Origin of the sequence: Paenibacillus sp. PL91 (genome assembly GCF_012935325.2) — a bacterium.
GTDB lineage: Bacteria > Bacillota > Bacilli > Paenibacillales > Paenibacillaceae > Pristimantibacillus.
In genome coordinates, this window is sequence record NZ_JABBYG020000013.1 from 116,213 (window position 1) to 138,830 (window position 22,618).

At 46.0% G+C, this 22,618-nt stretch carries 22 protein-coding genes and 1 riboswitch; of the genes, 17 read left to right on the plus strand and 5 right to left on the minus strand.

All coding sequences use genetic code 11. The annotated features are described in order from the left end of the window. Positions 1 to 4 precede the first annotated feature (4 nt). From HI950_RS24985 to HI950_RS25010, 6 genes are all read left to right on the plus strand, one after another. Positions 5 to 1,186 (plus strand): glycosyltransferase, encoded by a 1,182-nt coding sequence (locus HI950_RS24985; protein ID WP_169086943.1) that lies wholly within the window; start codon positions 5 to 7, stop codon positions 1,184 to 1,186. 23 nt (positions 1,187 to 1,209) lie between these two features. After that, positions 1,210 to 2,391, plus strand: coding sequence for a glycoside hydrolase family 88 protein (locus tag HI950_RS24990; protein ID WP_223285491.1), 1,182 nt, complete (start codon positions 1,210 to 1,212; stop codon positions 2,389 to 2,391). Between the two features lie 55 nt (positions 2,392 to 2,446). Continuing rightward, positions 2,447 to 4,027, plus strand: coding sequence for an oligosaccharide flippase family protein (locus tag HI950_RS24995; protein WP_169086944.1), 1,581 nt, complete (start codon positions 2,447 to 2,449; stop codon positions 4,025 to 4,027). A 49-nt stretch (positions 4,028 to 4,076) separates the two neighbouring features. Continuing rightward, positions 4,077 to 6,383 (plus strand): right-handed parallel beta-helix repeat-containing protein, encoded by a 2,307-nt coding sequence (locus HI950_RS25000; RefSeq protein ID WP_169086945.1) that lies wholly within the window; start codon positions 4,077 to 4,079, stop codon positions 6,381 to 6,383. Between the two features lie 128 nt (positions 6,384 to 6,511). Next, positions 6,512 to 7,579, plus strand: coding sequence for a UDP-glucose 4-epimerase GalE (gene galE / locus HI950_RS25005; protein ID WP_169086946.1), 1,068 nt, complete (start codon positions 6,512 to 6,514; stop codon positions 7,577 to 7,579). A 183-nt stretch (positions 7,580 to 7,762) separates the two neighbouring features. Continuing rightward, a riboswitch (cyclic di-GMP riboswitch) is annotated at positions 7,763 to 7,844 on the plus strand. Between the two features lie 55 nt (positions 7,845 to 7,899). Then, positions 7,900 to 8,022: an anti-repressor SinI family protein gene (locus HI950_RS25010; RefSeq protein ID WP_223285499.1), complete on the plus strand. Its 123-nt coding sequence runs from the start codon at positions 7,900 to 7,902 to the stop codon at positions 8,020 to 8,022. A 14-nt stretch (positions 8,023 to 8,036) separates the two neighbouring features. Here HI950_RS25010 and HI950_RS25015 read toward each other — a convergent pair whose 3' ends face one another. After that, positions 8,037 to 8,369: a helix-turn-helix domain-containing protein gene (locus tag HI950_RS25015; protein ID WP_169086948.1), complete on the minus strand. Its 333-nt coding sequence runs from the start codon at positions 8,367 to 8,369 to the stop codon at positions 8,037 to 8,039. Between the two features lie 411 nt (positions 8,370 to 8,780). Between HI950_RS25015 and HI950_RS25020 the strand changes: the two genes are divergently transcribed. From HI950_RS25020 to HI950_RS25050, 7 genes are all read left to right on the plus strand, one after another. Then, positions 8,781 to 10,721, plus strand: coding sequence for an asparagine synthase-related protein (locus HI950_RS25020; protein ID WP_169086949.1), 1,941 nt, complete (start codon positions 8,781 to 8,783; stop codon positions 10,719 to 10,721). A gap of 16 nt (positions 10,722 to 10,737) precedes the next feature. Then, positions 10,738 to 10,881 (plus strand): paeninodin family lasso peptide, encoded by a 144-nt coding sequence (locus HI950_RS25025; RefSeq protein ID WP_169086950.1) that lies wholly within the window; start codon positions 10,738 to 10,740, stop codon positions 10,879 to 10,881. An 84-nt stretch (positions 10,882 to 10,965) separates the two neighbouring features. Beyond that, entirely contained in the window at positions 10,966 to 11,904 is a 939-nt protein-coding gene (locus HI950_RS25030; protein WP_411268140.1) for a phosphoenolpyruvate carboxykinase (ATP), read from the plus strand. Positions 11,905 to 11,907: 3 nt separating this feature from the next. Further along, positions 11,908 to 12,216 carry a lasso peptide biosynthesis PqqD family chaperone gene (locus HI950_RS25035; protein ID WP_169086951.1) on the plus strand — a complete coding sequence of 103 codons (309 nt, stop codon included), beginning with the start codon at positions 11,908 to 11,910 and terminating at the stop codon, positions 12,214 to 12,216. Between the two features lie 15 nt (positions 12,217 to 12,231). After that, the gene (locus tag HI950_RS25040) at positions 12,232 to 12,690 is read left to right on the plus strand and encodes a lasso peptide biosynthesis B2 protein (RefSeq protein ID WP_169086953.1); all 459 of its coding nucleotides are present in this window, start codon (positions 12,232 to 12,234) and stop codon (positions 12,688 to 12,690) included. A gap of 20 nt (positions 12,691 to 12,710) precedes the next feature. Then, positions 12,711 to 14,516, plus strand: coding sequence for an ABC transporter ATP-binding protein (locus tag HI950_RS25045; RefSeq protein WP_169086955.1), 1,806 nt, complete (start codon positions 12,711 to 12,713; stop codon positions 14,514 to 14,516). 74 nt (positions 14,517 to 14,590) lie between these two features. Further along, positions 14,591 to 15,355 (plus strand): metallophosphoesterase, encoded by a 765-nt coding sequence (locus HI950_RS25050; protein WP_223285492.1) that lies wholly within the window; start codon positions 14,591 to 14,593, stop codon positions 15,353 to 15,355. A 14-nt stretch (positions 15,356 to 15,369) separates the two neighbouring features. On the opposite strand, the gene HI950_RS25055 is transcribed toward HI950_RS25050, so the two are convergent. Then, complete coding sequence (locus HI950_RS25055; RefSeq protein ID WP_169086957.1) at positions 15,370 to 16,257, minus strand: AraC family transcriptional regulator; 888 nt, start codon at positions 16,255 to 16,257, stop codon at positions 15,370 to 15,372. A 125-nt stretch (positions 16,258 to 16,382) separates the two neighbouring features. Here HI950_RS25055 and HI950_RS25060 point away from each other — a divergent pair, with 125 nt between their 5' ends. After that, entirely contained in the window at positions 16,383 to 17,162 is a 780-nt protein-coding gene (locus HI950_RS25060; protein ID WP_169086959.1) for a phytanoyl-CoA dioxygenase family protein, read from the plus strand. 370 nt (positions 17,163 to 17,532) lie between these two features. Further along, positions 17,533 to 18,888, plus strand: a complete 1,356-nt coding sequence (locus HI950_RS25065) for a dicarboxylate/amino acid:cation symporter (protein ID WP_169086961.1) — start codon at positions 17,533 to 17,535, stop codon at positions 18,886 to 18,888. A 130-nt stretch (positions 18,889 to 19,018) separates the two neighbouring features. On the opposite strand, the gene HI950_RS25070 is transcribed toward HI950_RS25065, so the two are convergent. Both HI950_RS25070 and HI950_RS25075 read right to left on the minus strand, forming a co-directional pair. Further along, positions 19,019 to 19,297: a hypothetical protein gene (locus HI950_RS25070; RefSeq protein ID WP_169086963.1), complete on the minus strand. Its 279-nt coding sequence runs from the start codon at positions 19,295 to 19,297 to the stop codon at positions 19,019 to 19,021. A gap of 51 nt (positions 19,298 to 19,348) precedes the next feature. Next, positions 19,349 to 19,645: a DUF3055 domain-containing protein gene (locus tag HI950_RS25075; protein WP_187768164.1), complete on the minus strand. Its 297-nt coding sequence runs from the start codon at positions 19,643 to 19,645 to the stop codon at positions 19,349 to 19,351. Positions 19,646 to 19,866: 221 nt separating this feature from the next. Here HI950_RS25075 and HI950_RS25080 point away from each other — a divergent pair, with 221 nt between their 5' ends. Then, complete coding sequence (locus HI950_RS25080) at positions 19,867 to 20,865, plus strand: HRDC domain-containing protein (RefSeq protein WP_169086966.1); 999 nt, start codon at positions 19,867 to 19,869, stop codon at positions 20,863 to 20,865. A gap of 46 nt (positions 20,866 to 20,911) precedes the next feature. Here the strand turns inward: HI950_RS25080 and HI950_RS25085 are convergent, their stop codons facing one another. Then, positions 20,912 to 21,922 (minus strand): zinc dependent phospholipase C family protein, encoded by a 1,011-nt coding sequence (locus HI950_RS25085; protein ID WP_169086968.1) that lies wholly within the window; start codon positions 21,920 to 21,922, stop codon positions 20,912 to 20,914. Between the two features lie 168 nt (positions 21,923 to 22,090). Here HI950_RS25085 and HI950_RS25090 point away from each other — a divergent pair, with 168 nt between their 5' ends. After that, positions 22,091 to 22,552, plus strand: coding sequence for a chemotaxis protein CheX (locus HI950_RS25090; protein WP_169086970.1), 462 nt, complete (start codon positions 22,091 to 22,093; stop codon positions 22,550 to 22,552). The last annotated feature ends 66 nt before the right edge of the window (positions 22,553 to 22,618 follow it).

Consider the following 22,618-nt stretch of genomic DNA (forward strand, 5'->3'; position numbering starts at 1 on the left):
TGCCTTGAAAATGAAACTGCTGTTTGTCATGAATAATTTAAACTGCGGCGGTGCCGAGAAGTCGCTGCTCTCGCTACTGCAAACGATCGATTACGCTAGGTTTGATGTGGATCTCTATTTGTTCAAGCACGAAGGAATTTTTTTGAGTAAAATACCGAGGGCTGTAAACTTGTTGGAAGAGCCCGTTCATTACCGCTATTTCGATATGTCTATGAAGTTGGCGATTATGGATTGCTTGAAAAAGGGCAGAATCGATTTAGCGTTTGCTAGGCTGAGAGCGGGATACATCTTTTTTACAGAAAAGAATCCAGCCAGATGCGAGCAAAGAGTGTGGAAATATTTATCTAAAACCTTGCCTGCGCTTCATAAAAGATATGATGCGGCAATTGGGTTTCTGGAGAAGAATCCGGTCTATTTCAGCATCGAGAAGGCAAACGCAGCTAAAAAAATCGGGTTTATCCACAATGATTACGACAAGCTGCGGATGGATCCGTTCCTGGATGCACCTTACTTTGCGCAGCTGGACCATCTCGTCACAGTCTCGGATGGATGCGGAGAAGTGCTCATTCAGCGCTTTCCACAGCATAGCCAAAAGGTTAAAGTCATCCACAACATTGTTTCGCCTTCCATGATTCATGAAATGTCAGAAGAGGAAACGGGATTTGCCCCGAATAATGGGATTAAGATTGTTTCTATCGGGCGTTTGAATTATCAGAAAGGCTTTGAGATGGCAATAGAAGCGTGTAAGGTTTTGGTGGATAAAGGCTATAACGTGAAATGGTATGTAATCGGCGAAGGGGAAGACCGGAGCAAGCTGGAGCAGCTCATTTTACAGCATCAGCTCGATCGTCATTTTCATTTGTTAGGACTCAAGGAAAATCCATACCCCTATATGAAAGAGGCGGATATTTATGTCCAATCCTCGCGCTTTGAGGGGAAATCCATCGCTATAGATGAAGCGAAAATTTTGAATAAACCGATTATCGTTACGAATTTCAGTACGGCTAAGGATCAAATCGTACATAACCAAAATGGATTAATCGTTGACATGAACGCGGAAGCACTGGCTGACGGAATAAAGCTGTTGATCGATGACGAGAAGCTGAGAGATTCTTTGGTAGGACAGCTCTCCAAGGAACACTATGGAACCGAGATGGAAATTGAGAAGCTGTATGCGTTGATCTAAAGGTTTATGAAGGAGTGAATACGTTGTTAGAGATTGTAGCTGCTATTTTTTTGGCGATAACCGTTATTATTATTTGTATTGATATTATGCCGATCAGCAGAGATTGGGTGAGTAGAATTCACATCGGCAGATACAGAAACAAACAAGAATGGAATCAATCCATTACGCAAATCGGCGCTAATTGGCTTAATCATACACCCAAAGTTAAAGTAACGGATAATGTGAGATTGGTAGCAATCGATATGCTGAAAGGCAATTATTCGAAAAGCGTTATTCAGCATTGGCAGGAAGCTTCCCTTTTACTCGGACTGAGCGAATGTTTGAAGAACGGCACGGATAAAGGAATGAAAAGCAAGATTGAACAGTTCCTCCATACAAAATTTGATGCAAATGGTCAATGGAGGGAGCAGCCTGCTTATATTGATTCCGGCATACTCGCCTACGGCGTTATGAAGCTGGAAGGGATAGACACCGAGAAATATAAACCGGCCCTCGACAGCACATGGGCGCTCATTCAGGCGCATATTGGAGAGGATGGAACGGTTCAGTATCGCAAATTCATGAAAAATTACCGCTATGTCGATACGATTGGCTTTATATGTCCATTCCTCGTTGCTTATGGATTAAAGTATAACAAGCCGGAATGCGTGCAGTTAGCCGTCAAGCAGCTGGAGCAATATGAGAAGCACGGCATGCTCGATGAGCATTGCATACCAAGCCATGCTTATCACATGGAAAATACATTGCCGTTAGGCTTATTCGGCTGGGGGCGCGGGCTGGGCTGGCTGGCAATCGGGCTTAGCGATGCTTGGCGCGAGCTGCCCGATTCTCATGAATCGAAGCCAAAGCTGGAGCGATTTGTGAAAAAGTTCGCACGAGCGATTCTGCACTTTCAAAGGCCGGAAGGCAATTGGAACTGGACGGTAACTCGAAATGAGACTAGAGCGGATTCTTCTACTACAGCTACGTTAGGCTGGTTTTTGCTGCAAGCCTCCCAGATCGAGGAGCTGGCTGAAGAATGCTCCCAAGGGGCGGACCTTGCCGTCCAATATCTCATGAAGGTGACAAGAAGAAACGGTGCAGTCGATTTCTCGCAAGGGGATACCAAGGATATAGGCGTATATTCCATGTTATTTAATATTCTGCCTTTTACGCAAGGCTTCTGTATTCGTATTGCCAATCATTCGAAGGTAGTAGGAAGGTAATAGGATGTTCAAAGATTTGTTTGGAACAATGGGATTTGTCAGATAGGGGATTCGCATGAGGGTAAAAAGTTCACTATTGAATATTACTGTCGGACTAGGGAATCAGCTCGTTATTACCATTTTAAGCTTCATATCCAGAACCGTATTTATAAATAGCTTAGGTATGGAATATCTAGGTATTAATGGGCTGTTCACTAGCATTCTTGCGATGCTTACGTTAGCAGAGGCCGGAATTGGCTCTAGCATCATATATAACCTCTATAAGCCTGTCGCTGATAATGATCGGCCAAAAATATTAGCTTTAATGGAGCTGTACAAAAAAGCTTATCTGGTCATAGCAGGAGTCGTGCTTCTTCTCGGCTTGGGACTTATGCCTTTCTTGCATTTCTTCATTAAGGAAACGAGTATTGAAAACCTGAATTTGATATACATGCTTTTTCTTATCAACACAGCAGCTCCTTATTTGTTTGTGTATAAGCATTCCTTTTTGAATGTAAACCAGAAAAATTACATCGTAACCGCCGTATTTTCCATATCTGCCGTTGTCTCTACCTGCATGAAAATAGCGATTTTATATTACACGGAAAATTATATTTTATATCTTACGGTAGAGAGCGCGCTCTCCATCCTAACCTCCGTCATTTTAGTCTTAATTGTAGATAAGCTGTATCCGTACTTAAAGCAGAAGGTTAAAACCAAGCTGGACCCCGAAACCAAAGCCAATTTTATTAAAAATATGAAAGCGATCATTCTTCAAAATGTCGGTAATTACTTTATTTTTGGTGTGGACAGCATTCTTATCTCTTCATTTGTAAGCATCACGGCCGTAGGCCTCTATTCGAATTACAAAATGCTAATCGATATATGCCGAACGCTACTGAACCAGGTGTTTACGAATATGTATCACAGCTTAGGGAATTTGGTGGCCAAGGAAAGCTCTGATGCCGTTTATCGTATATTCAAAGTGACGTACCTAATGAACTTTTGGTTATATTCACTCCTCTCTATTGGCCTTTATTTATTGATCGAGCCGCTCATAACGATTTGGATTGGCCCAGAGTTTATGATGACCAATGCCGTGCTGCTGGTGCTAGTTCTTTGCTTCTATGAAAGAGGAATGCGGAATTCATTAAGCGCGGTGAAAACGACTGCCGGGATCTTTCACGAGGATCGTTATGCTCCTTTATTCCAAGCTGTCGTCAATATCGGAATATCACTGATCCTTGTCCACTATATGGGTATAGCCGGTATATTCATTGGCACATTCGTTAGCGCCTTAGCGGTTCCTTTCTGGTATACGCCACTGCTTGTTTATCGTAAAGTGTTTCATCAGCCTTTATGGCATTATTATTCGGCTTACCTATTCTATACCGCTCTTGCCATAGCCGCTTGCAGTATTGTGGCCGCTGTTAACCATTTCCTGCCTTCATCCCATTTAGTATGGCTTTTGCTTAAAGGCATCATTTGTCTCGTACTTGTAAATGGGATCTATATTTTGGTTTTCCATAGAACGGAGCAATTCAAATATTTGCTAGGCATTGTCCTGAATCTATTAAATAAATTGCCTAGCGCGGGTTCAATTCTCAAGAAGACTATTAAACGCCGCCATAGCCTGGAGGCCGGCCGCAACGAGTAACCTTTTACTGACAAGCTACATACGATGGTGTAAAAGGAAGGTGAAGGCTATGAATCAGCATGGGTCTTACCGAATAGAACTAGATCGTTTTAATATTAGCAGCACGGGCATGAATCCAGCAGAGACGACTAAAGGAATTAATGATGCTATCCTATGGGCAAAATCCGAAGGCTTTATCCATGTCATTCTACCAGCGGGAAGCTATACGGTCGGACTCGATCCCAGTTCTCTCGTAGCTATCAACATGAAGAGCGGCATTCATTTTGAGCTGGAGCAGGGCTGCACAATAAAGCTGGAGGGCAATTCCTCCCCGAATTACACCATTATTGAGATGAGAGGGATCAATAATGCAAAAATATCAGGAGGCAAGCTAGTAGGCGACAAGAAGGAGCATATATACGAGATTGCGGTGAAGTTCGTCAGAGGCGGCGTAAATGCTGATGGTACGCTTAATAATGACCCGAACTGGATACGCAGCGAGGCCATTGACCGTTATGCAAACCCTGGCCTTCTTGCTAGCTTCAGACTGTGGAGCATACCGGGTGTGGCCGCAACAGGCTATCAATTCTATCAATATAAAGATACCATTTCGAAAAACACGCTTGTTGGATCTCGGACGAACGGTGTTTTTGCACCTGCCAGCTCAGGAGGAAGAGGATGGTTCCTTAATGAAAATAAAGATTTGAGCAAAAACAATAAAATGATATTTGCTATACCGCTTACATCGCCCTTAACCGATAGTCAAATTGCTGATATTCGGGCCAAGGTCGATAATTCATTTTATACGCATGAAAGCGGTTATGGAATTGGCTCTTTTGGTTCCAATCATATCGAAATCGGACATATGGAAATTTCGGATTGTACAGGAGATGGAATCTTAACCGGTTATGAGCAGTATCAGCTTGATCCCGCTTTATATACACAGGAGCAAATGGGTCAGGATGTTCTTATTCATGACTGTCATATCCATCATTGCAGAAGACAAGGAATTTCCATCTGCGCGTCAAACGATACTCATATTTTCAGAAATAAGATTCATCATATCGGATTTGCCGACGACGGAGTAACGACAAATTTTAGAAACGGTACGCCACCTATGTTCGGCATCGATCTCGAATCCATGTATAGCGAGACCAATATTCCTTACAAAAGAGCTGATCGTCCTAACGGGCTGGAGCTGAACTACCGCATTCATATCGAAGATAATTATATTTATAATAACGTGCGCGGCCATTTTGTTAATGCAGACGGCACCAATGTCTTATTGGACGGAAATACCTTTGAAGGCGCTAATGTTGGCGGAGTGAGCTCGAATCCGAATTTTCCGAATGTCAAATATGTCAATAATTCATTTAATGGGTGCGAGCTATGGGTACAAGGCGATAACTTCGTGAACGGGGCCGTTATTCAAAATGGGAATTTAAAGCTGCTGGATGTAAGGGGAGCAGTCGTTCGGGATTGTCAGGTCAAGGATGGCTCGGTGTATGGCTCAAGCTTATATGGCTATTTTGGATCGCCAACCGTAAATGCTGCTGCAGGCACCTTCACGTTTAAAACGGCGCATGGCGTGGGCAATGGAGCACAAGTATCGTTTGAGCAATGGATCGGTAAGGTTCCGACTGGAATCAGCGTCGATAAGATGTATTACACCGTTAACGTTACTTCACTCGGCTTTCAGGTTTCCGAGTCGCTGGGAGGCGCGCCGGTCGTCCTTACGGATGCAGGGACACCAGGATTTAATGTCAGCCGATATAATTACGGAAGATGCTATTTAGCCGATATAACGGTGGAGCGGGATTGGCGCCCGAATAACACGCTTGCACCGAACTTTAATCTGCTTGCTGCGGGTGCTGTACTCGAGAATATAACCGTAAAAAACTACGATCTGTCGATATTGGTTCCACAAGATTATGCGGGTCGCCCGAACATCGTAAATGGACTGACGCTCATTGAAGGCTCCGCTAGGTTTGAAGGCAGTCATGTAAGCAATAGTGAGTTTATTCGGGCTAAGACTCCGCTTTTAGGCAATACCGATATTCAGCTTGGCTCAAATGATGCGAAGTATACGAGGCAGGTTACTCTCCGCAACGGGCTGTTTCAAAATCTAGGAATCGTAATGGACGGAAATTCGCTTGTGACGGGATCTACTTTTGTAAATGCCTCTGTTGGAAAAGCTGACAATGCGAAAAAGGCAATTATCTCGAGCTCCTACTTTGATAATACCAAACTCAACTTCAACTGGCTGCGTCAAAATCAGTCGGCAATCGTCGCGAAGTCTGTATTTAAAGGGGTAACCGTAACCGGCACAGCACCATATGTCCGTTTAGAGGATAATACGGATCTAGGCAGCGCCTAACTTTAGAAGCGGATTCAGAAAATACTTCCCTGCAGCTTGTAAGTCATGCAGGGAATTTATTTGATAGCATGTTCTTAATTAAGAATTATTATGTTTCTTATAATGAATATTTGAGAGGGGATAATGAAATGGCGATTTTAATTACTGGCGGTGCAGGTTATATCGGAAGTCATACATGCGTGGAGCTTCTTGAAGCGGGATATGAGGTCGTTATCGTCGATAATTTGTCCAACAGCAGCCATATCTCATTAAACAGAGTCGCAGAAATTACGAACAAAACCTTTACGTTTTACAAAATGGACCTCATGGATCGCGGCGGGCTTGAGGGCGTATTTGCTAGGCATTCGATTGATGCGGTCATTCACTTTGCAGGCCTTAAGGCAGTTGGCGAATCGGTTCAAATGCCATTGTCCTATTACCATACAAATATTACGAGCACCTTAATCCTATGTGAGGTCATGAAAAAATTTGGCGTGCATAAACTAGTGTTTAGCTCCTCTGCTACGGTGTACGGCTTGTCGGAGCAGGTTCCTATTGCAGAAGGCTCGCCGCTAGGCGCGACGAATCCTTACGGCAGGACGAAGCTTATGCTGGAGCAAATTTTGCAAGATTTAGCCGTATCGAATGAGGAATGGGGCATTTCGATCCTGCGGTACTTTAATCCGGTAGGCGCCCACATTAGCGGAAGGATTGGTGAGAATCCGAATGGCACTCCAAACAATTTAATGCCTTACATCACGCAGGTAGCAGTTGGAAAGCTTGCTCAGGTGAACGTTTTTGGCAGTGACTACCCTACGGTAGATGGCACTGGCGTAAGGGATTATATCCATGTCGTCGATTTGGCGCTGGGACATGTGCAGGCGTTGAAGAAGATCATGACTAAATCGGGCGTAGATACTTACAATCTTGGTACTGGCCGCGGCTATAGCGTGCTGGAGATGATCGCTGCATTCGAGAAGGTATCCGGGCGCAGCATTCCGTATGCAATTGTTGACCGCAGGCCGGGCGATATTGCGATTTGCTATGCGGATACGCATAAGGCGAATGAAGAGCTGAATTGGGCTGCTGTCCGAGGCATTGAAGAGATGTGCAGAGACTCGTGGCGGTGGCAATATGCGAATCCGAACGGCTTTGAAGAAGAGCCTTATTTGATGGCTGAGCTGGCGGCGGCGGCTTACATAGAAGCGGCGCAGTAGGGGGAATGCCATATTCAAAGCTAGCTGATCAGACCTAACGAAGTATAGTACATAAATTCTATTTCCTTTAACAATGCTTGAAAGCATTCGACAAAAAATGTATTTATCTATCATTTTTGTAAGACATGAAGCGACAGCATGCGCAATATTGGTGATTTATAATACAGCTATAAGTGAATGACAAGCATAGGGAGACGTTGAAATGCGTTTAGTATCTGGGCACCTTAAACGCATGGAGTCAGTGGTGCAACCGTCCCAAAATGAATGGGGGACATGGGCAAATGGTACTTATAAATTCAAATGACAATCAGGACTTGGATATGGAGTGGGTAGCATTAATCATGAATGCACGTTCTTTGGGGTTTAGTAAGGAAGATGTGCGGAAGGTACTGCTATGCCTAGAGGAAAGCAAGAAGGATGATATCCAGGAAACTGCTGTATAAAAGCGGAAAAAGCGCTATTCGCGCTTAATTTTCCATTTATTAAATTCTAAAAACTCTTTAAACTGATCCTTGCTTACGCCAGAGGCCATTGCCTCTCTAACTAAGTCAGCCCATTCATTGTCAAGGTGATCGGGGGTGCGATCAGTTTTTTCGTCATTATTGAGAAATTCTTCAACGGTTACGTTTAAAACCGCGCCTACCTTTTCGAGAAATTGAATCGAAGGATTTTGCTGGAGCCCTCGTTCAATGGAGCTTAAGTAAGATTTTGCGACGCCTGCCCGCTGAGATAACTCGGTTAGGGAAAGGCCTTTTCTCTTGCGCAGCATCTGAATACGTTCTCCGATCATAAGAAACTCCTCCGTTATCACATCGTTGTAGACAACTACTATTATAACGAAAAATTGTTAATTGCGAAAGCTAGTAAACTTTATCATCATTTATTTTTTATTTCCTCTAATAGTATCCACTTATTATCGTGAATAAGTGGATATTTTTGGTTGAAAATCAGCTTGATTTTGTTCTATGGCAAGTCGGTTTTGGAGCAAAAGGATAGGGGAGTGAGAAATCGACAAGTTGTTTTTAATAAAGAACAAAAGCTTGCGATTATTTGCAATATATCGTTGAAAAATTGATTGACAAAGGTAAATATCAGGTGTAATATGCAAATATGTTCTTTATAAAGAACTACAAATTCATTAATTGATTTTCGAAAACTGTTCTTCATATCGAACAATTTCGATGTCCAGCCGGAGGAATCGATGAGCGCCATTGCAGCCGTTTTTCTAACCGATCAAGGAAGTCATGCATGGAAGCAAGGCGGCTCCTTAATGGAGGCATTATCTCAGTATCCTTGTGATGCGGCTCAGGCCTGGCATGAGGATCATATTTTTCTAGGCTGCCATAATCAGTGGATTACTCCTGAATCAGTAGGCGAGCGCAATCCCTATGTGGATACAGAAAGAGGGCTGGTCATAACCGCGGATGCGATCATTGACAATCGTGAAGAGCTGTTTGGCCTGCTGCAGGTGGAACAGCATCGGCGGAGAGGGATGCCGGATAATGAGCTGGTTTTGCTTGCATACGAGAAATGGGGCGAACAAGCGCCTGCATATTTGGTTGGCGACTTTGCATTTATAATCTGGGATCGCCGAAATCGCAAGCTGTTTGGCGCTAGGGATTTCTCGGGCGGCCGCACGTTGTATTATCACCGGAATGCGGAACGGTTTGCCTTTTGCACAACGATTGAGCCGCTGCTCGCGCTGCCTGGAACGGGGCGCATGCTGAATGAGCAATGGCTTGCCGAGTTTCTAGCAATCGCTGGCATGGTGGACGTAGCGGATGCCTCGACAACGGTCTACCGCAATATCGAGCAGCTGCCGCCTTCTCATAGTATTACGATCAAGGATGATCGGATAGTCGTAGCAAGATATTATCAGTTTAGATCGGGTGAACGCGTTCGATTCAAAACGGATGGTCAATATGTAGAGGCGTTCCAAGAGGTGTTCGACCAAGCCGTTTCTTCCAGGCTGCGGACACATCGCCACGTTGGAGCACAGCTCAGCGGAGGATTGGATTCCGGTTCGATCGTAAGTTTCGCCTCAAGGGCGCTGCGCCAGCAAAATAAAAGGCTGCATACGTTCAGCTATGTACCGACATCCGACTTTATCGACTACACAGCGAAATATATGATGCCGAATGAAAGACCGCTTATTGAATCGACTGTCGAGCATATCGGGGGGATAGAGGATCATTATCTCGATTTTCAAGGGAGAGACTCCTACTCCGAAATCGACGGATTTCTAAATATTATGGAAATGCCTTATAAGTTTTTTGAGAATTCCTTCTGGATGAGAGGCATGTTCGAGAAGGCGGAGGAGCAGGGAGTTGGCGTGCTTCTTAATGGAGGTAGAGGCAATCTATCGATCTCTTGGGGAGCTGCCATTCCTTACTACGCAACGCTGCTCAAAAAAATGAAATGGGTTAGGCTGCTTCGGGAAATGCGTCAGTACAGCCTTAATATCGGCTCTGGCCGAGCGCATGTGTTCTCTAACGTCAGCCGGGCAGCATTTCCGCTTATTGATCAGCTTAGGCCTTCCCACGATTCATACCATTATCCGATGATTATCCATCCCGAATTCGCGAGGAAGACCGATGTGTTTAATCGGCTCGGCGAGCATGGCATCGATGAATCAGGATGGTTTGCGGCAAAGAATGTGTACGAGGAAAGAAAAAGCCATTTCGATGAAGTATTTCACTGGAACGCAGGCAATACGCTCTCGACGAAGCTGTCGCTTAGACATGGTCTTTGGAAGCGCGACCCGACTAATGATGCAAGAGTCATTCGGTTTTGCTTGTCGCTGCCGGAGAGCCAATACGTCCAGAATGGGATGGATCGCGCTCTAATCAGGCGTGCTACCGATAAGCTGCTGCCCGATCAGGTGAGGCTTAATCAGCGCACGCATGGAGTACAAGGAGCAGATTGGGTTCATCGCATGCTTCCCAGATGGCAAGCATTTAAGGATGAGCTGCGGCAAATGAGTGAAGATCGCTTATTTATGGAGTTTGTTGATGGCAAGGTAATCCGATCGGCGTTGTCGAGGCTAGAGGAAGGCGCTCAGCCGAGGCATGCGGTTGATCCGAATTATAGATTGTTAATGCGCAGCCTTATCGTATTTCGCTTTCTGAAAAAATTCAATTGAAGGGAGGTGACAAGATATGCAAACGAAAAAACAATGGATTAAACCTGAGCTAGAGGTCCTTCATGTACATATGACTGCGGCTTCCACGACAAACGGTCCGTTCACAGATGAGGCTTATGTACCTGGCCAAAATTCTGATAAGCCACGTTTTACTAGCTAAGGCATTATGGATTCGATTGGTGAAGGAAGCCCTTATACATAAGGTGTATAAGGGCTTTCTAGCTTTTATCAAGAGATTGATGGAGTGAGGACATTGACGGCAACGAAGACGAAGATGGCGTACAGCGCATTTGGACTTGCGATTGAAAGCGAGCTGCCATTGCCTGAGCTAGCCCCTATCGATACCATCGGTGAGCGATTCGATTTGGAGATCATTATCGATCGCGATTTGAAAGATACCGTTTTGCTGGAGCCTTATGACTTTGTTGTGGAGGATCGCAACGTTACGGTAAATATGCCGGAAGCAGCGTTATTTCGAATCGAAGACGGCAATCGGATCACCATTTCTCCTGCTGAGGGAGCCGATGAGGATCTGATCCGGTTATACGTGCTTGGCACCTGTATCGGTGCTGTGCTTCTGCAGCGCGGCATTTATCCTCTGCACGGGAGTGCGATCGCGATTAATGGCAAAGCCTATGCGTTTGTAGGTCATTCAGGCGCGGGCAAATCAACGTTAGCGTCGGCGCTCATGAACCAAGGCTACCCGCTGCTCAGCGATGATGTCATTGCGGTGTCACCATTCTCAGCGGAGCAAGCGCCGCTCGTAATACCGGCATACCCGCAGCAGAAGCTCTGGCAGCAAAGCCTGGATGCCTTCGGCGTAAATAATGAGGAGCTTCGTGCGATTTACGGCAGGGAAAATAAATATTGCATCCCGGTCGAGGCCAACTTCTGCAACAGCGCAATGCCGCTCGGAGCCGTGTTCGAGCTTGTGAAATCGGAATCAGATACAGCCGAAGCTCTCATTCATCCGATTCAGAAGCTAGAGCGTCTGGATATTTTGTTCCAGCATACCTATCGGCAGTTTTTGGTGCAAAAGATGGATCTCACGCGGTGGCATTTTACACTCTCAGCCTCGCTCGCATCTCAGCTGCCAGTCTATCGTTTGGTAAGACCGGCTGATGGCTTTACGGCACCACAGCTCGTAGAACTCATATTAAATACGATATCCGCGGAGGAATAACCTATGACAAAAAGCCAAGCCATTACGATTCAAGCATTATTGATGGAGCAGCTCATCGTGCAAGACCAGAACAATATTGTAAGCGATATGGGGGGCGAGAAGGTCATCTTGAGCATTGAGAATGGAAAATATTACAATCTTGGCGTTATGGGAAGCCAAATTTGGGATTTGATTAAGCAGCCTGTTACGATATCGCAAGTGGTAGAGGGTCTGCTGCAGCAATTTGATGTGGCAAAAGAAATGTGCGAGGAGCAGGTGCTGTCCTTTCTTACCCACCTGTTAGAAGAGCGACTTATTCATATTAAAGAATAGATAGGCGGTGAGCCTATGGGAAAAATGATGAGATTGCGAGCTTTGCTTTCTTTGGATTTCAAGACCGTCCTCCTGCTAATTGAAGCAACCCTGCTCCTCGGCTGGGCCAGAATTCGGATTATCTACCAGCCATTCTCGAAGATTGCGCCAACGCTGGGTCAATATATGAAAGAAACGGAGAGCGAGACATCGGCTGATCACAGACAATCGCTTGTCCATATACGCCACGCCATTCAGATTGCAAGCAGCCATACGCCCTGGGACAGCAAATGCTTGGCTCGTGCGCTAGCCGGCATGAAGATGCTGGAGAGACGAGGCATCAGCAGCACGTTATATCTCGGAACGGCGAAGGACGAGGCGGGGAAGCTGATTGCGCACGCCTGGCTGCGAAGCGGCTCCCTGTACGTTACAGGCGCGGAAGAGATGGATCGCTTTGCTGTGACTGGCATTTTTGCCAAGGTAGTCCATTATTAAATACGGAAAGTGATGAAGCGATGAATCATCTATTATATTTCTTCAGAAAGCTGCATGCCTACGGCGGCAAGGTGCTCTACATAAATCTCTTCGGGATGATGCTCGTTGGTCTTCTGGACGGCGCAGGCATTCTATTGTTAGCTCCGCTGCTTAGTGTGATTGGCATTGTAGATATTCCACTGGCTTCAATCCCCGGTCTTCATTTGTTAACAACGCTGCAAGAGCTTCCTAAAGAAAGAGCGCTATTCATTATTTTAGCCCTATTCATACTGCTTGTTGCCGCGCAAGGCATAATTGGACGCAATTTAAGCTTAAGGGAAATTAGAATCCATACGGGCTTTGTGAATCAAATACGATTAGAAATTTATAAGGCGCTGCTGCAAGTGAATTGGGGCTTCTTTATGAAGAGAAGGAAGACGGATCTCATTAATTCGTTAACCGGCGAGCTTGCTCGCGTCACGAACGGAGCCTTTCTTTTTTTACAGATGATCGCCTCCGTTGCCTTTACGATTATTCAAATCGGATTAGCTTTATTTTTATCGGTCAAAATGACCTTGTTCGTTTTATGCTGCGGACTCGCTGTAGCGTTTCTCTCAAGAAGATTTATTAAGCAATCCAGAGTAATAGGCGCCGTCACGACAGAGCTGGCGCAAAACTATTTATCTGGCATTTCCGATCACTTTAACGGCATGAAGGATATAAAAAGCAATCTGCTTGAATCGTCCCGCTATCGCTGGCTGCTGGATTGGTCCGAGAAGATCGCGCATGAACGGTATGAAAATTCGAAGGTGCGAAGTAATTCGCAGCTCCTTTACAAGCTGTTTTCAGCTATAATGATTGCTGCTTTTGTTTTTGGATCAGTACTGCTCTTTCAGAACCAAGGCGGCTATTTGCTGCTTATTATGGTAATATTCTCGCGGCTCTGGCCTCGTTTTACAGGAATACAAGCGAATATGGAGCAAATTGCATCATCGTTGCCTGCCTTCAAAGCGTTAATGGAGCTCCAGGAGGATTGCAACGCGGCTAAGGAATTGATGGATGTGGATGAGCTAGGCGGAGAGCATATTTTACCGCTTAAGCTTGAGCAGCAGCTGGAATGTCGGCAGGTATATTTCCGTTATGATCAGCAGCAGCACGGTTTCACACTCGAAGCGATAAATTTGCGGATTGCTGCGGGTAGCATGACCGCAATCGTAGGCCAATCAGGCGCAGGCAAAAGCACGCTAATCGATCTGATGATGGGACTAATGAAGCCGGAGCTCGGCCAAGTACTCTTTGACGGCAAGGCGCTGTCGGGTGCGGAGCTATTGTCGCTTAGAAGATCAATCAGCTATGTTCCGCAGGAGCCGTTTCTCTTTCATGGAACGATTAGAGATAATTTGCTGATGATCGATCCGCTTGCAAGCGAAGAGCAAATGTGGGAAGCGATGGAGTTCTCCTCTGCCGCTGAATTTACGCGCAAGCTCCCGCAAGGCTTAAACACGGTCATCGGTGATCGTGGCATACGATTATCCGGCGGTGAGCGGCAGCGGCTCGTTTTGGCTAGAGCGATATTAAGAAAGCCGTCTATTCTTATTCTCGATGAAGCGACCAGCGCGCTGGACAGCTTAAACGAGACCAAGATACAAGAAGCGATTGAGCGGCTGAAGGGAAGAATGACGGTCATTGTCATTGCCCACCGGCTGACGACTATTCGGAATGCGGATCAGGTTATCGTTCTGGACAATGGGAAAATCGTGCAGGCAGGCCATTTCCTCATGCTCGCCGAGGATAAGAAGGGGCTGTTCAGCAGCTTGCTGGGCAATCAGCTGCAAGTAGCTTTATAGCTGCATCTTTTATATACTTAGAATTGCAGCGCAAAACAACGACTAAAGTAGAATGACCGATTAGGAGGGCGTATTTGGCTATTATACTAACACTGGCAGCATTAGTGCTTCTCGTATACCTGCTCTTTATTTTCCCAACCCAGTGGCTCAAAATCGAAAAGATCAGCCATTCCATCGGCATCAACAAACGCATATTGCAAATTAGCGATTTGCATGTAGACCGGCTGCGCATAAGCGCGAAGCGCATTCGGGAGGAGATCGAGGCGGCTAAGCCGGACTATATTTTTCTCACTGGCGATTACACCTACAAGGAACGTTACCTCCCGCGCGTGGGCTATTATCTTAAGGTGATTGCGGGTTGCGGCATTCCCGTGTTTGCGGTGCTAGGCAATCATGATTACGAGCTCCCGCGCCTGAAGCGACTGCTTGATCTGTTTGAGGCGCATGGCATTCCATTACTCCGGAATGAAAACATTGTGCTTGATGATTTTCAGCTTGTCGGCATTGATGATGATTGCACGCATCACAGCCGCATCCGTCCTTCCTTTAAGGGGATCGACAGCAGCAAGCCAACGATAGTCATCACTCATGACCCGAATGTGCTTCTTATTATTAAGCGCCCGTACGATTATTTGATGGCCGGTCATCTGCATGGCAAGCAGCTGAACGTGCCGTTCTTTTTTGCGTTTAAGCCCAAAGGCCCGCTTTCCGCTAAAGGGATCTACAAAGGGCTGCATACCGATCAGAACGGAGCCTTTTATATTTCAAAAGGTATCGGTCAAGCAGGCGTTAATGCCCGCTTTATGGTTCGAAGCGAAATTACGATTCATGATCTGTGAGCGGTCAATACTAGCTATTCATGGCGGCTGCTTCGGCGGCTTGCCACCCGGAAGGCGGCCGGAGGAATGCCCTTGGCTTCGGCAAACGTTCTAGAGAAATAATGAACCGACGAGAAGCCGCATTGCTCTGCAATTGTCTTGATCGGAATAGCCGTTTGCGAAAGCAGCTGCTCAGCCGCGCGTATTCGTTCATGCCTAACGAGCATGGAGAACGATTCATGCACGCTTTGGGAGAACAGCCTAGACAAATGCCGCTCCGACACGTTGATATAGCGGGCAACCTCGGAGAGGGTAATAGCGCCTCCTAGATTATCGCGTATATACAGCTTGGCTCTGCTTATGAGAATAGCCGCATTGGAAGCGGGTAAAATGGTTTCCGAGCTTCGGTTCTTTCCGCCTACGATAGTAGGAAACGTCAAAATTAATGCGTGCGCGAGCTGCTGCAGCACCGCAATCGGCACGGCGAAGCATTCGTCGCTTGGAATGAGCAAGGAGCGCCAAATTTCTGCTGTCGGGGAATGCTGCTGGTTCTCCATCCATATGGGCCCGGTGTTTAAGGCGTGATTATAAAAGTCGAATTCATCCGGCTTCGATAGCTTCTCATCGAGCTCAAAAGCCGCATACAATAAATCCAATTGGTCGACATTCCGAATTTGATGGCGTATATTAGGACGCGAGCAAAAAAGAACACCCTCATGCAATGGATAAGCGACTCCCCCCTCCTCATAAAATCCCGTTCCGCCAGCTACGTAACAAACCTCAAAAAAGGAATGCTTATGTACAGCATTTGTGGCAAGATTCTGCACCGTCCCCCAGTAATAGACATGAATGGTTAAGCTCTCGCCTTGCAGTAAGCGAGCGTATCGATTTAGTCGTTCTTCGCTTTTAGGCCAATTGTACATATAAACGATCAGCTCCCATGGCGTAATTGTGCAAAAAGTTGTCCTCGGCAGGCAAATACGAAATCACTATATCCTATCTATAATTAAACCATATTCAAACTAATTATATGATAAGGAGAATGAACATGATCGTCAACGAGGACGTGCAATTTTACAAAGAAAATGGTTACCTGCTGGTAAGAGGCGTATTTAACGAGCAGGAGGTGCTGGAAATGAGAGCCGCGGTCGAGCGTATCATCCAGCGAGCGGCAGCAGCCCAGGGCGAACAAAACCATGCGTGGCAAGGTGATTTCCTGCCGCCTGATCAGCTCAAGAAGCTTGTGCTGAAAGGATTCCATGATGTGCATTACCATGATGCTGCCTTCACACGCGCCGTCATACATCCGAATATGGTAGCAGCGCTAAATGGAATCATCGGCCCCAATGTACAGCTTCACCATTCCAAAATGCTTGTAAAACCGCCAGCGAACGGTGCAGCATTCCCGATGCATCAGGATTACCCTTACTTTCCGCATCGCGATCACTCTATGCTGGCCGCCAGCGTTCATCTTGATGATGCCGATGAGGAGAATGGGTGTTTAGCTGTCATCCCGGGATCGCATCTGCAGGGTCCGCTCCCGCATGTGGGCAAGCATTACCTTAATCATAAGGAGCATCCGATCTCTTCCGGAACACCATGTCCGGCTAAGGCGGGGGATGTGTTGTTCTTCAACTACTTGACCATTCATGGCTCGGATGTGAACCGCAGCGAAAGAACGCGCAGAAATATTCTATTCCAATATCGTGATGCTGCGGATGTTCCAACGGAGAATACCCATTTCGATTGGGGCATGGGCTTGATGGTAAGCGGGGAGAACAAAGATTTCAACAACGTAAAACCGAATTATAAAATTGTGGAAGCCTAATGGTAACCTGAATTAGCAGCTATAAAGCCTTATAAGATATGAAGTTGTTACTAGAAAGTTAAAATGGAAGAGAGACGCATATCAACCGGCTATCGCCGGGATGGTAGGGCGTCTTTTTTTTGATGTGCTGGCTAAAGTTACGAATAGATCAACGTTGTCGGAGTATATTATAGAATCTCGAAAGAACTCAAGTAGAACAAATATTCCAAAGATTGGAATGAAAAAATCATATTGACACCCATTAATTAACGATGATATATTGTTTCAAGTAAAGCGTAGTAATTCTATCGGAATTATGATTTTATTAATTTCAAAGTTCATATGTGCTATACAATTATATGGATTATACAGAGAGGATGGTAGTTTTATTATGGAAAATAATTTATTAACAGCGTTTGAAACAAACTGGATTACATTGCTTGTTTCGGCCGTGCTGCTTGGCGGACTTTACTTCTTGGCGAAGAAACGGGTAGGGTTCGGAACAAGGGTGCTAATCGCGCTTGGGCTTGGCCTTGTAGCTGGTATGATTTTTAACAATTTCAAGCTGGATACTGAAGGCGTAGGCACAATCGGTTCCATTTATATCAATCTTATTCGCATGATCGTCATACCACTCGTTTTTGTTCTCGTTATCAACAGCATTATCTCGATTACGAACATTGAGTTTTTGCGCAAGCTCAGTGTAAAGACGATCGGCTGGTTTTTAGCGACAACCGGGGTAGCGGCCATTATCGGACTTCTTGTGGCATCCGTTATTAACCCAGGTGCAGGATTTGAATTAACGAAGCCTGAAAATTTCGAGGCTCGCGAGGTTCCTAGCTTCTTCAAAGTTATTTTAGATCAAGTGCCTTCCAATCCAATTAGCGATGCTGCGGACGGGAAAGTAGTGCCAATCCTTATTTTCGCCCTATTTATTGCTATTGCCATCGTTAAGGTTGGAGCAAAAAATCCGGATTCGGTGCAGCCGTTTAAAGCATTCATTCAATCGGCGACAGTCATTATGCACCAAGTTGTTAAATTTGTTCTTCGCTTCACGCCATATGGCGTATACGCGTTGATTGCGGTTATGGCAGCAAGATACGGCTGGGAAACGCTTGAGCCGCTTGCGATGCTGATTGCAGTAAGCTATATTGCGCTAATCATTCATTTTGTATTCGTATTCGGCGGTCTGGTGTCGTTCGTTGCGAAGGTAAATCCATTGAAATTTTTTAGAAAGGCTTATCCAACCGTAGCGGTAGCCTTTACGACGCGAAGCAGCTTTGCTACGCTTCCAATCAATCTCGAGGTTATTACGAAACGACTTCGCGTATCGCCAAAAATCGCCAGCTTCGTAGCACCGTTAGGCGCGACGATGAACTTTAACGGCTGCGGCGGTGTGTGGCCGGCTGTCGTATCGGTATTTGTATCTCAAGTTTATGGCATTTCTCTCTCTGCAACGGATTATGTCCTAATCGTTCTTGTAAGTGTAATTTCTTCGATCGGTGTCGCAGGCGTGCCTGGTCCGGCGTCGATCTCGACGACAGTTGTTCTGACGGCGGTAGGACTTCCGCTTGAAGGTATTGCGCTGGTTGTAGCTGTGGAATCCTTGATCGACATGGGCCGTACAGCAGTCAACGCAACGGGCACTACGGTAACGGCGCTGCTTGTAGCGAACTCCGAAGGTGAATTCGATCGTGAAGCGTTTAATCGCGACGAAGAGGATGACCTGGAGCTTAACCCAGCATAATGAATGAATGATACATGGGATGGAGAGCAGTGTGCGATAATCGCTTATCCGGATCAAGCTTTGCAATGAAAAAAAGAGCCCTTGGCTTTGCTTGCATCCTGCGTGCAAAGCCAAGGGCTTAACTTGTCGTTTATGGTTCGTCAAGTACCTCCGGAAAAGTATGGCCGTACTCGTCCTCTCCAGGATACTCGCGCGGCAAATCCGCATGAAGGGATCGATTCTCGTAGTCGAAGCGGTTCGGCGACCGCTGGTCAATACGCCATGGGGTGCTCTTGCCTAAAGATTCCATCCGCAGGTCAGAGCCATAAGGACCATCCGGGAACTCCTCCGGTATTAGATCGTTACGCTGCGATTCTACTGTCGATACATCTGTATACGGCTGGCGATTCTCATGAATAAACCGATCCATCAGTAAACTCCTCCTGAAATGGTATTGTATTACCATTTCAGTGTACCCTGATTAATCGGTAAAATGCACAGTTCCGACAACAAAGTATAAGAATTGAGCGAGCTCGGCGGCTTCTTCCTCCGTCAGCTTAAACGTATATTCAAGGTAGCCCTCTTCTTCCAAGTCATCGGGGCCGATAATGGCTGTTTTGCCGAATTGCAAATCGGTTATCAGCTTCTTGCCATAAAAACGGCTGGTAGACGTGATGGCAAGGTCAAAGCGCTTCAAGCTTGGGCCGATAAATGTTACATATCTTGTAGATGTTTCTTCGGTTGAATCGGACATAAAATCAAAATCTGGCAACAGCATATTGTATAGCCTCCACTCCATTATTACAATCATTATACAACAACAAAATACTTGTAATAAAGAAATCATTATGATAGCATGAAAGCAATCGAATCATTGAACGTGAGAGGAAAGCACCTCCTATGCCCTAGGCATAGGAGGTGCTTTTTTTGTTTTCTGGCACTCCTCAGCCGTTCAATACATTCGCAATTATATCTACTTATTGGAGGATTGAGGCAAACATGCAAATCGTTTTTATGAACACGTTCGAGAAGCCTGGCGATGATCATCATATCGTGAGTGCGCAGCTTTCTATATGCGAGCGTCAGGGCATATGGGCAGTTCTATGGGTAGAGGGAGAAGAGGCCAGCGGCAACCCGCAAACCTGGTTTGAAGGCACATCGTGGGAGGAAATGATCATAGCCTTTCGGCATGGCATAGCAAGGGTGATGGGTGAAGGCTATACACCGCTTATAGACGGCATGCTGGATGATCGCCGCACTTCGTCAGGAAGCTTCGGAATGATGCTGCAATGCTATGGAGAGCTGCATGCCAATCAAGAGCTCTTTCAAGCGCTTCGCGAATGGCGCCGTTCCAAAGCGGTGGCAGAGAAACGTTCGGCTTATCTTATCGCAACCAATCGCATTTTGTGGATGATCAGCGCTTTTGTACCGAAGACGGCAGAAGAGCTCGCACAAATACCTGGCTGGGGAAGCTCCAAGCATGCCTCCTATGGGCTTGAAGTGCTTGAGATCACGAATGAGGCAAACCGCGAAACGGACTTCCCGCTGCAATGGGTGGAAGAGAAGCTGGATTACTCGGCGTACACCCAGTGGCTGTACAAACAGAAGGAAACCAAATATAAAGCACAGATGGACCGACAGCAAGCCAAAAAACATATACTGACAACGGCGCAGGATGGCGGGACGCTTGAGCAGATAGGTGCGGAGTTAGAGCTGTCAAGGCGCGAGCTGATGGACCGGATCGAGCAGCTCGAGCTGGAGGGCTATAATCTCGACTCGCTAATTACGAGGGCGCTTATTGAGGTTCCGGAAGATGAGCAGCAGCTTGTTTGGGAGGCGCTTACGCAAGTAGGCGATAAGTATTTGAAGCCAGTATTGCAGCAGGTATACGGTTCATCGGAAGCTTCTCAGCTCAATAGGCCTGTCGATGTTTTGTATGAGCGACTGCGGTTGATCAGGCTTCGCTATCGAAGAAGCCTGACAATTAAAGCAGTTTAGTCCCGCTTCATTCATATAGATAAGGGAAGGAGGCTCCTTAAACCAACTAAGGAGCCTTCGTAATGCCGGGCTGATCAGCCCAAACCGTATCCGCAAAGCCAATCGCGGCACCTGAATCGCAATCAAGGCCAGTCTCGTAGGAGCGGTTGCCGATTAAAGCGATGGCTTCCTCACGCAGCTGCCGGACATGGATGCGATCCTCCTTCGTATGCTGAGGCCTCTCATGAGCCCTTAACCATATAAGGACTGCGCTTATCACTTCAAGAGCGTCGGACATGGCATTATCCCATAGCGACCATACGCTCATATGGTGATAGGTGCTGCCATCTACCGGATCAAGCCAAGGCTGCTCCGCTTCGTTCAATACATCAAAGGGCTGCGCGCCTCTTTTGTACACGAATGGCTCAATTTGACCGAAGGTCAATTTTTGTCGAATGCCTGTCGGATCATGGAACAAGCGCTGCGCCGCCGTGAAATCGCGGTTGGCTTGGTTCCAATCCTCGCGGCGAATTTGCAGGGCCAGCTCCGCATAATAGGCTGCAGCTACAGATTCGAAAGCGTCTACTATCGGAGGGGGAAAAGCCCCCTTCGTATCGATATGCTTCCATACTGCATTTTTCCACGTATCGATGCCCCACAGCTTCTTAGCGATTACAGTATCCATCATAATTTCAAACCGTTGATGATCCCATTTGCGAAAGCCTGATTTGCTGAAGACGTATGGATGCAGGTTCCGGTCAAGAATGTGATGCAAGGTAAAGCCGAGCATATATAGAATGGAGGAATCAGGGCGTTTAGGGCAGGCTGTTCGGCCATTGACACAATCCAGCATTTCGACGAGCACAGGACCGCAATTTCGATTATGCATTTCTGTGCCGAGGCGATTAAGAGCTAAGCTGCGCTGCCACGGAAAAAAACGATGGTAAAATAAAAAATCAGGACCTTGGCAGCCCATATTAAATATGTTTTTTTGCTCATCGGTTTGCAGAAGCTCACTTTCGCCAAGCTTTTCTAGTACTTGCTGTCCAAATATAAAATGAGCCCATACGTTAGGCATAGAAGAGCCACCTCCATTCCTATCATCATTCTACAATTTTCAATAAAAAAATATAGTTCTTTAGATGTATATTATTTATTTATAGTATACTTGTCCTAGTGAATTAAGTATAATAAAAATTAAACAAGACAAATCGCGAATTTTGTCGAAAAGGAGCGTATCTTCATTATGAAGGCAGAATACATTAACCCGTTTCTTGAATCCGCAAAAATCGTGATTGAGCAAGTCGTTCAAATACGTCCTGCGACTGGAGAACTAGGTCTTAAGGATATCAAGTTTGTAGAGAACTATATTTGGATTCAAATTGGACTCAATGGACAAATGAACGGTGACATTGTATTCGGGCTTAGCGAGGAAGTAGCTATGAAAATGGTTTCTGCAATGATGGGAGGATACGTTATCTCTGAAATCGACGAAATCGTAAAGAGTGCTATTTCTGAGCTTGGCAACATGATCAGCGGAAATGCAAGCACGATGCTGTTTAATCAAGGGGTAAGAGTAGATATTACGCCGCCGAAGGTAATTCAGTCTGCTCAATCAGCAGGCTTTGCCGCACAGAAGGCGCTAACGATTCCGCTCATTATGGAAGGTATCGGAGAGCTTGACATCCAAGTTTTAATCGCATCTTAGCACAGGAATGGCTCCTTAGGGAGCTTTTTTTGCGTCTGTAGTACCAATCAAGTAAACTTGTAAATG

What these genes read in the sequence shown, in the direction of transcription:
- HI950_RS24995 (WP_169086944.1), top strand. Translation starts at nt 2,447, where the DNA reads ATGAGGGTAAAAAGTTCACTATTGAATATTACTGTCGGACTAGGGAAT.
- HI950_RS25000 (WP_169086945.1), top strand. Translation starts at nt 4,077, where the DNA reads ATGAATCAGCATGGGTCTTACCGAATAGAACTAGATCGTTTTAATATT.
- galE (WP_169086946.1), top strand. Translation starts at nt 6,512, where the DNA reads ATGGCGATTTTAATTACTGGCGGTGCAGGTTATATCGGAAGTCATACA.
- HI950_RS25010 (WP_223285499.1), top strand. Translation starts at nt 7,900, where the DNA reads ATGGAGTGGGTAGCATTAATCATGAATGCACGTTCTTTGGGGTTTAGT.
- HI950_RS25015 (WP_169086948.1), bottom strand. Translation starts at nt 8,369, where the DNA reads ATGATCGGAGAACGTATTCAGATGCTGCGCAAGAGAAAAGGCCTTTCC.
- HI950_RS25020 (WP_169086949.1), top strand. Translation starts at nt 8,781, where the DNA reads ATGAGCGCCATTGCAGCCGTTTTTCTAACCGATCAAGGAAGTCATGCA.
- HI950_RS25025 (WP_169086950.1), top strand. Translation starts at nt 10,738, where the DNA reads ATGCAAACGAAAAAACAATGGATTAAACCTGAGCTAGAGGTCCTTCAT.
- HI950_RS25035 (WP_169086951.1), top strand. Translation starts at nt 11,908, where the DNA reads ATGACAAAAAGCCAAGCCATTACGATTCAAGCATTATTGATGGAGCAG.
- HI950_RS25040 (WP_169086953.1), top strand. Translation starts at nt 12,232, where the DNA reads ATGGGAAAAATGATGAGATTGCGAGCTTTGCTTTCTTTGGATTTCAAG.
- HI950_RS25045 (WP_169086955.1), top strand. Translation starts at nt 12,711, where the DNA reads ATGAATCATCTATTATATTTCTTCAGAAAGCTGCATGCCTACGGCGGC.
- HI950_RS25055 (WP_169086957.1), bottom strand. Translation starts at nt 16,257, where the DNA reads ATGTACAATTGGCCTAAAAGCGAAGAACGACTAAATCGATACGCTCGC.
- HI950_RS25060 (WP_169086959.1), top strand. Translation starts at nt 16,383, where the DNA reads ATGATCGTCAACGAGGACGTGCAATTTTACAAAGAAAATGGTTACCTG.
- HI950_RS25065 (WP_169086961.1), top strand. Translation starts at nt 17,533, where the DNA reads ATGGAAAATAATTTATTAACAGCGTTTGAAACAAACTGGATTACATTG.
- HI950_RS25070 (WP_169086963.1), bottom strand. Translation starts at nt 19,297, where the DNA reads ATGGATCGGTTTATTCATGAGAATCGCCAGCCGTATACAGATGTATCG.
- HI950_RS25075 (WP_187768164.1), bottom strand. Translation starts at nt 19,645, where the DNA reads ATGCTGTTGCCAGATTTTGATTTTATGTCCGATTCAACCGAAGAAACA.
- HI950_RS25080 (WP_169086966.1), top strand. Translation starts at nt 19,867, where the DNA reads ATGCAAATCGTTTTTATGAACACGTTCGAGAAGCCTGGCGATGATCAT.
- HI950_RS25085 (WP_169086968.1), bottom strand. Translation starts at nt 21,922, where the DNA reads ATGCCTAACGTATGGGCTCATTTTATATTTGGACAGCAAGTACTAGAA.
- HI950_RS25090 (WP_169086970.1), top strand. Translation starts at nt 22,091, where the DNA reads ATGAAGGCAGAATACATTAACCCGTTTCTTGAATCCGCAAAAATCGTG.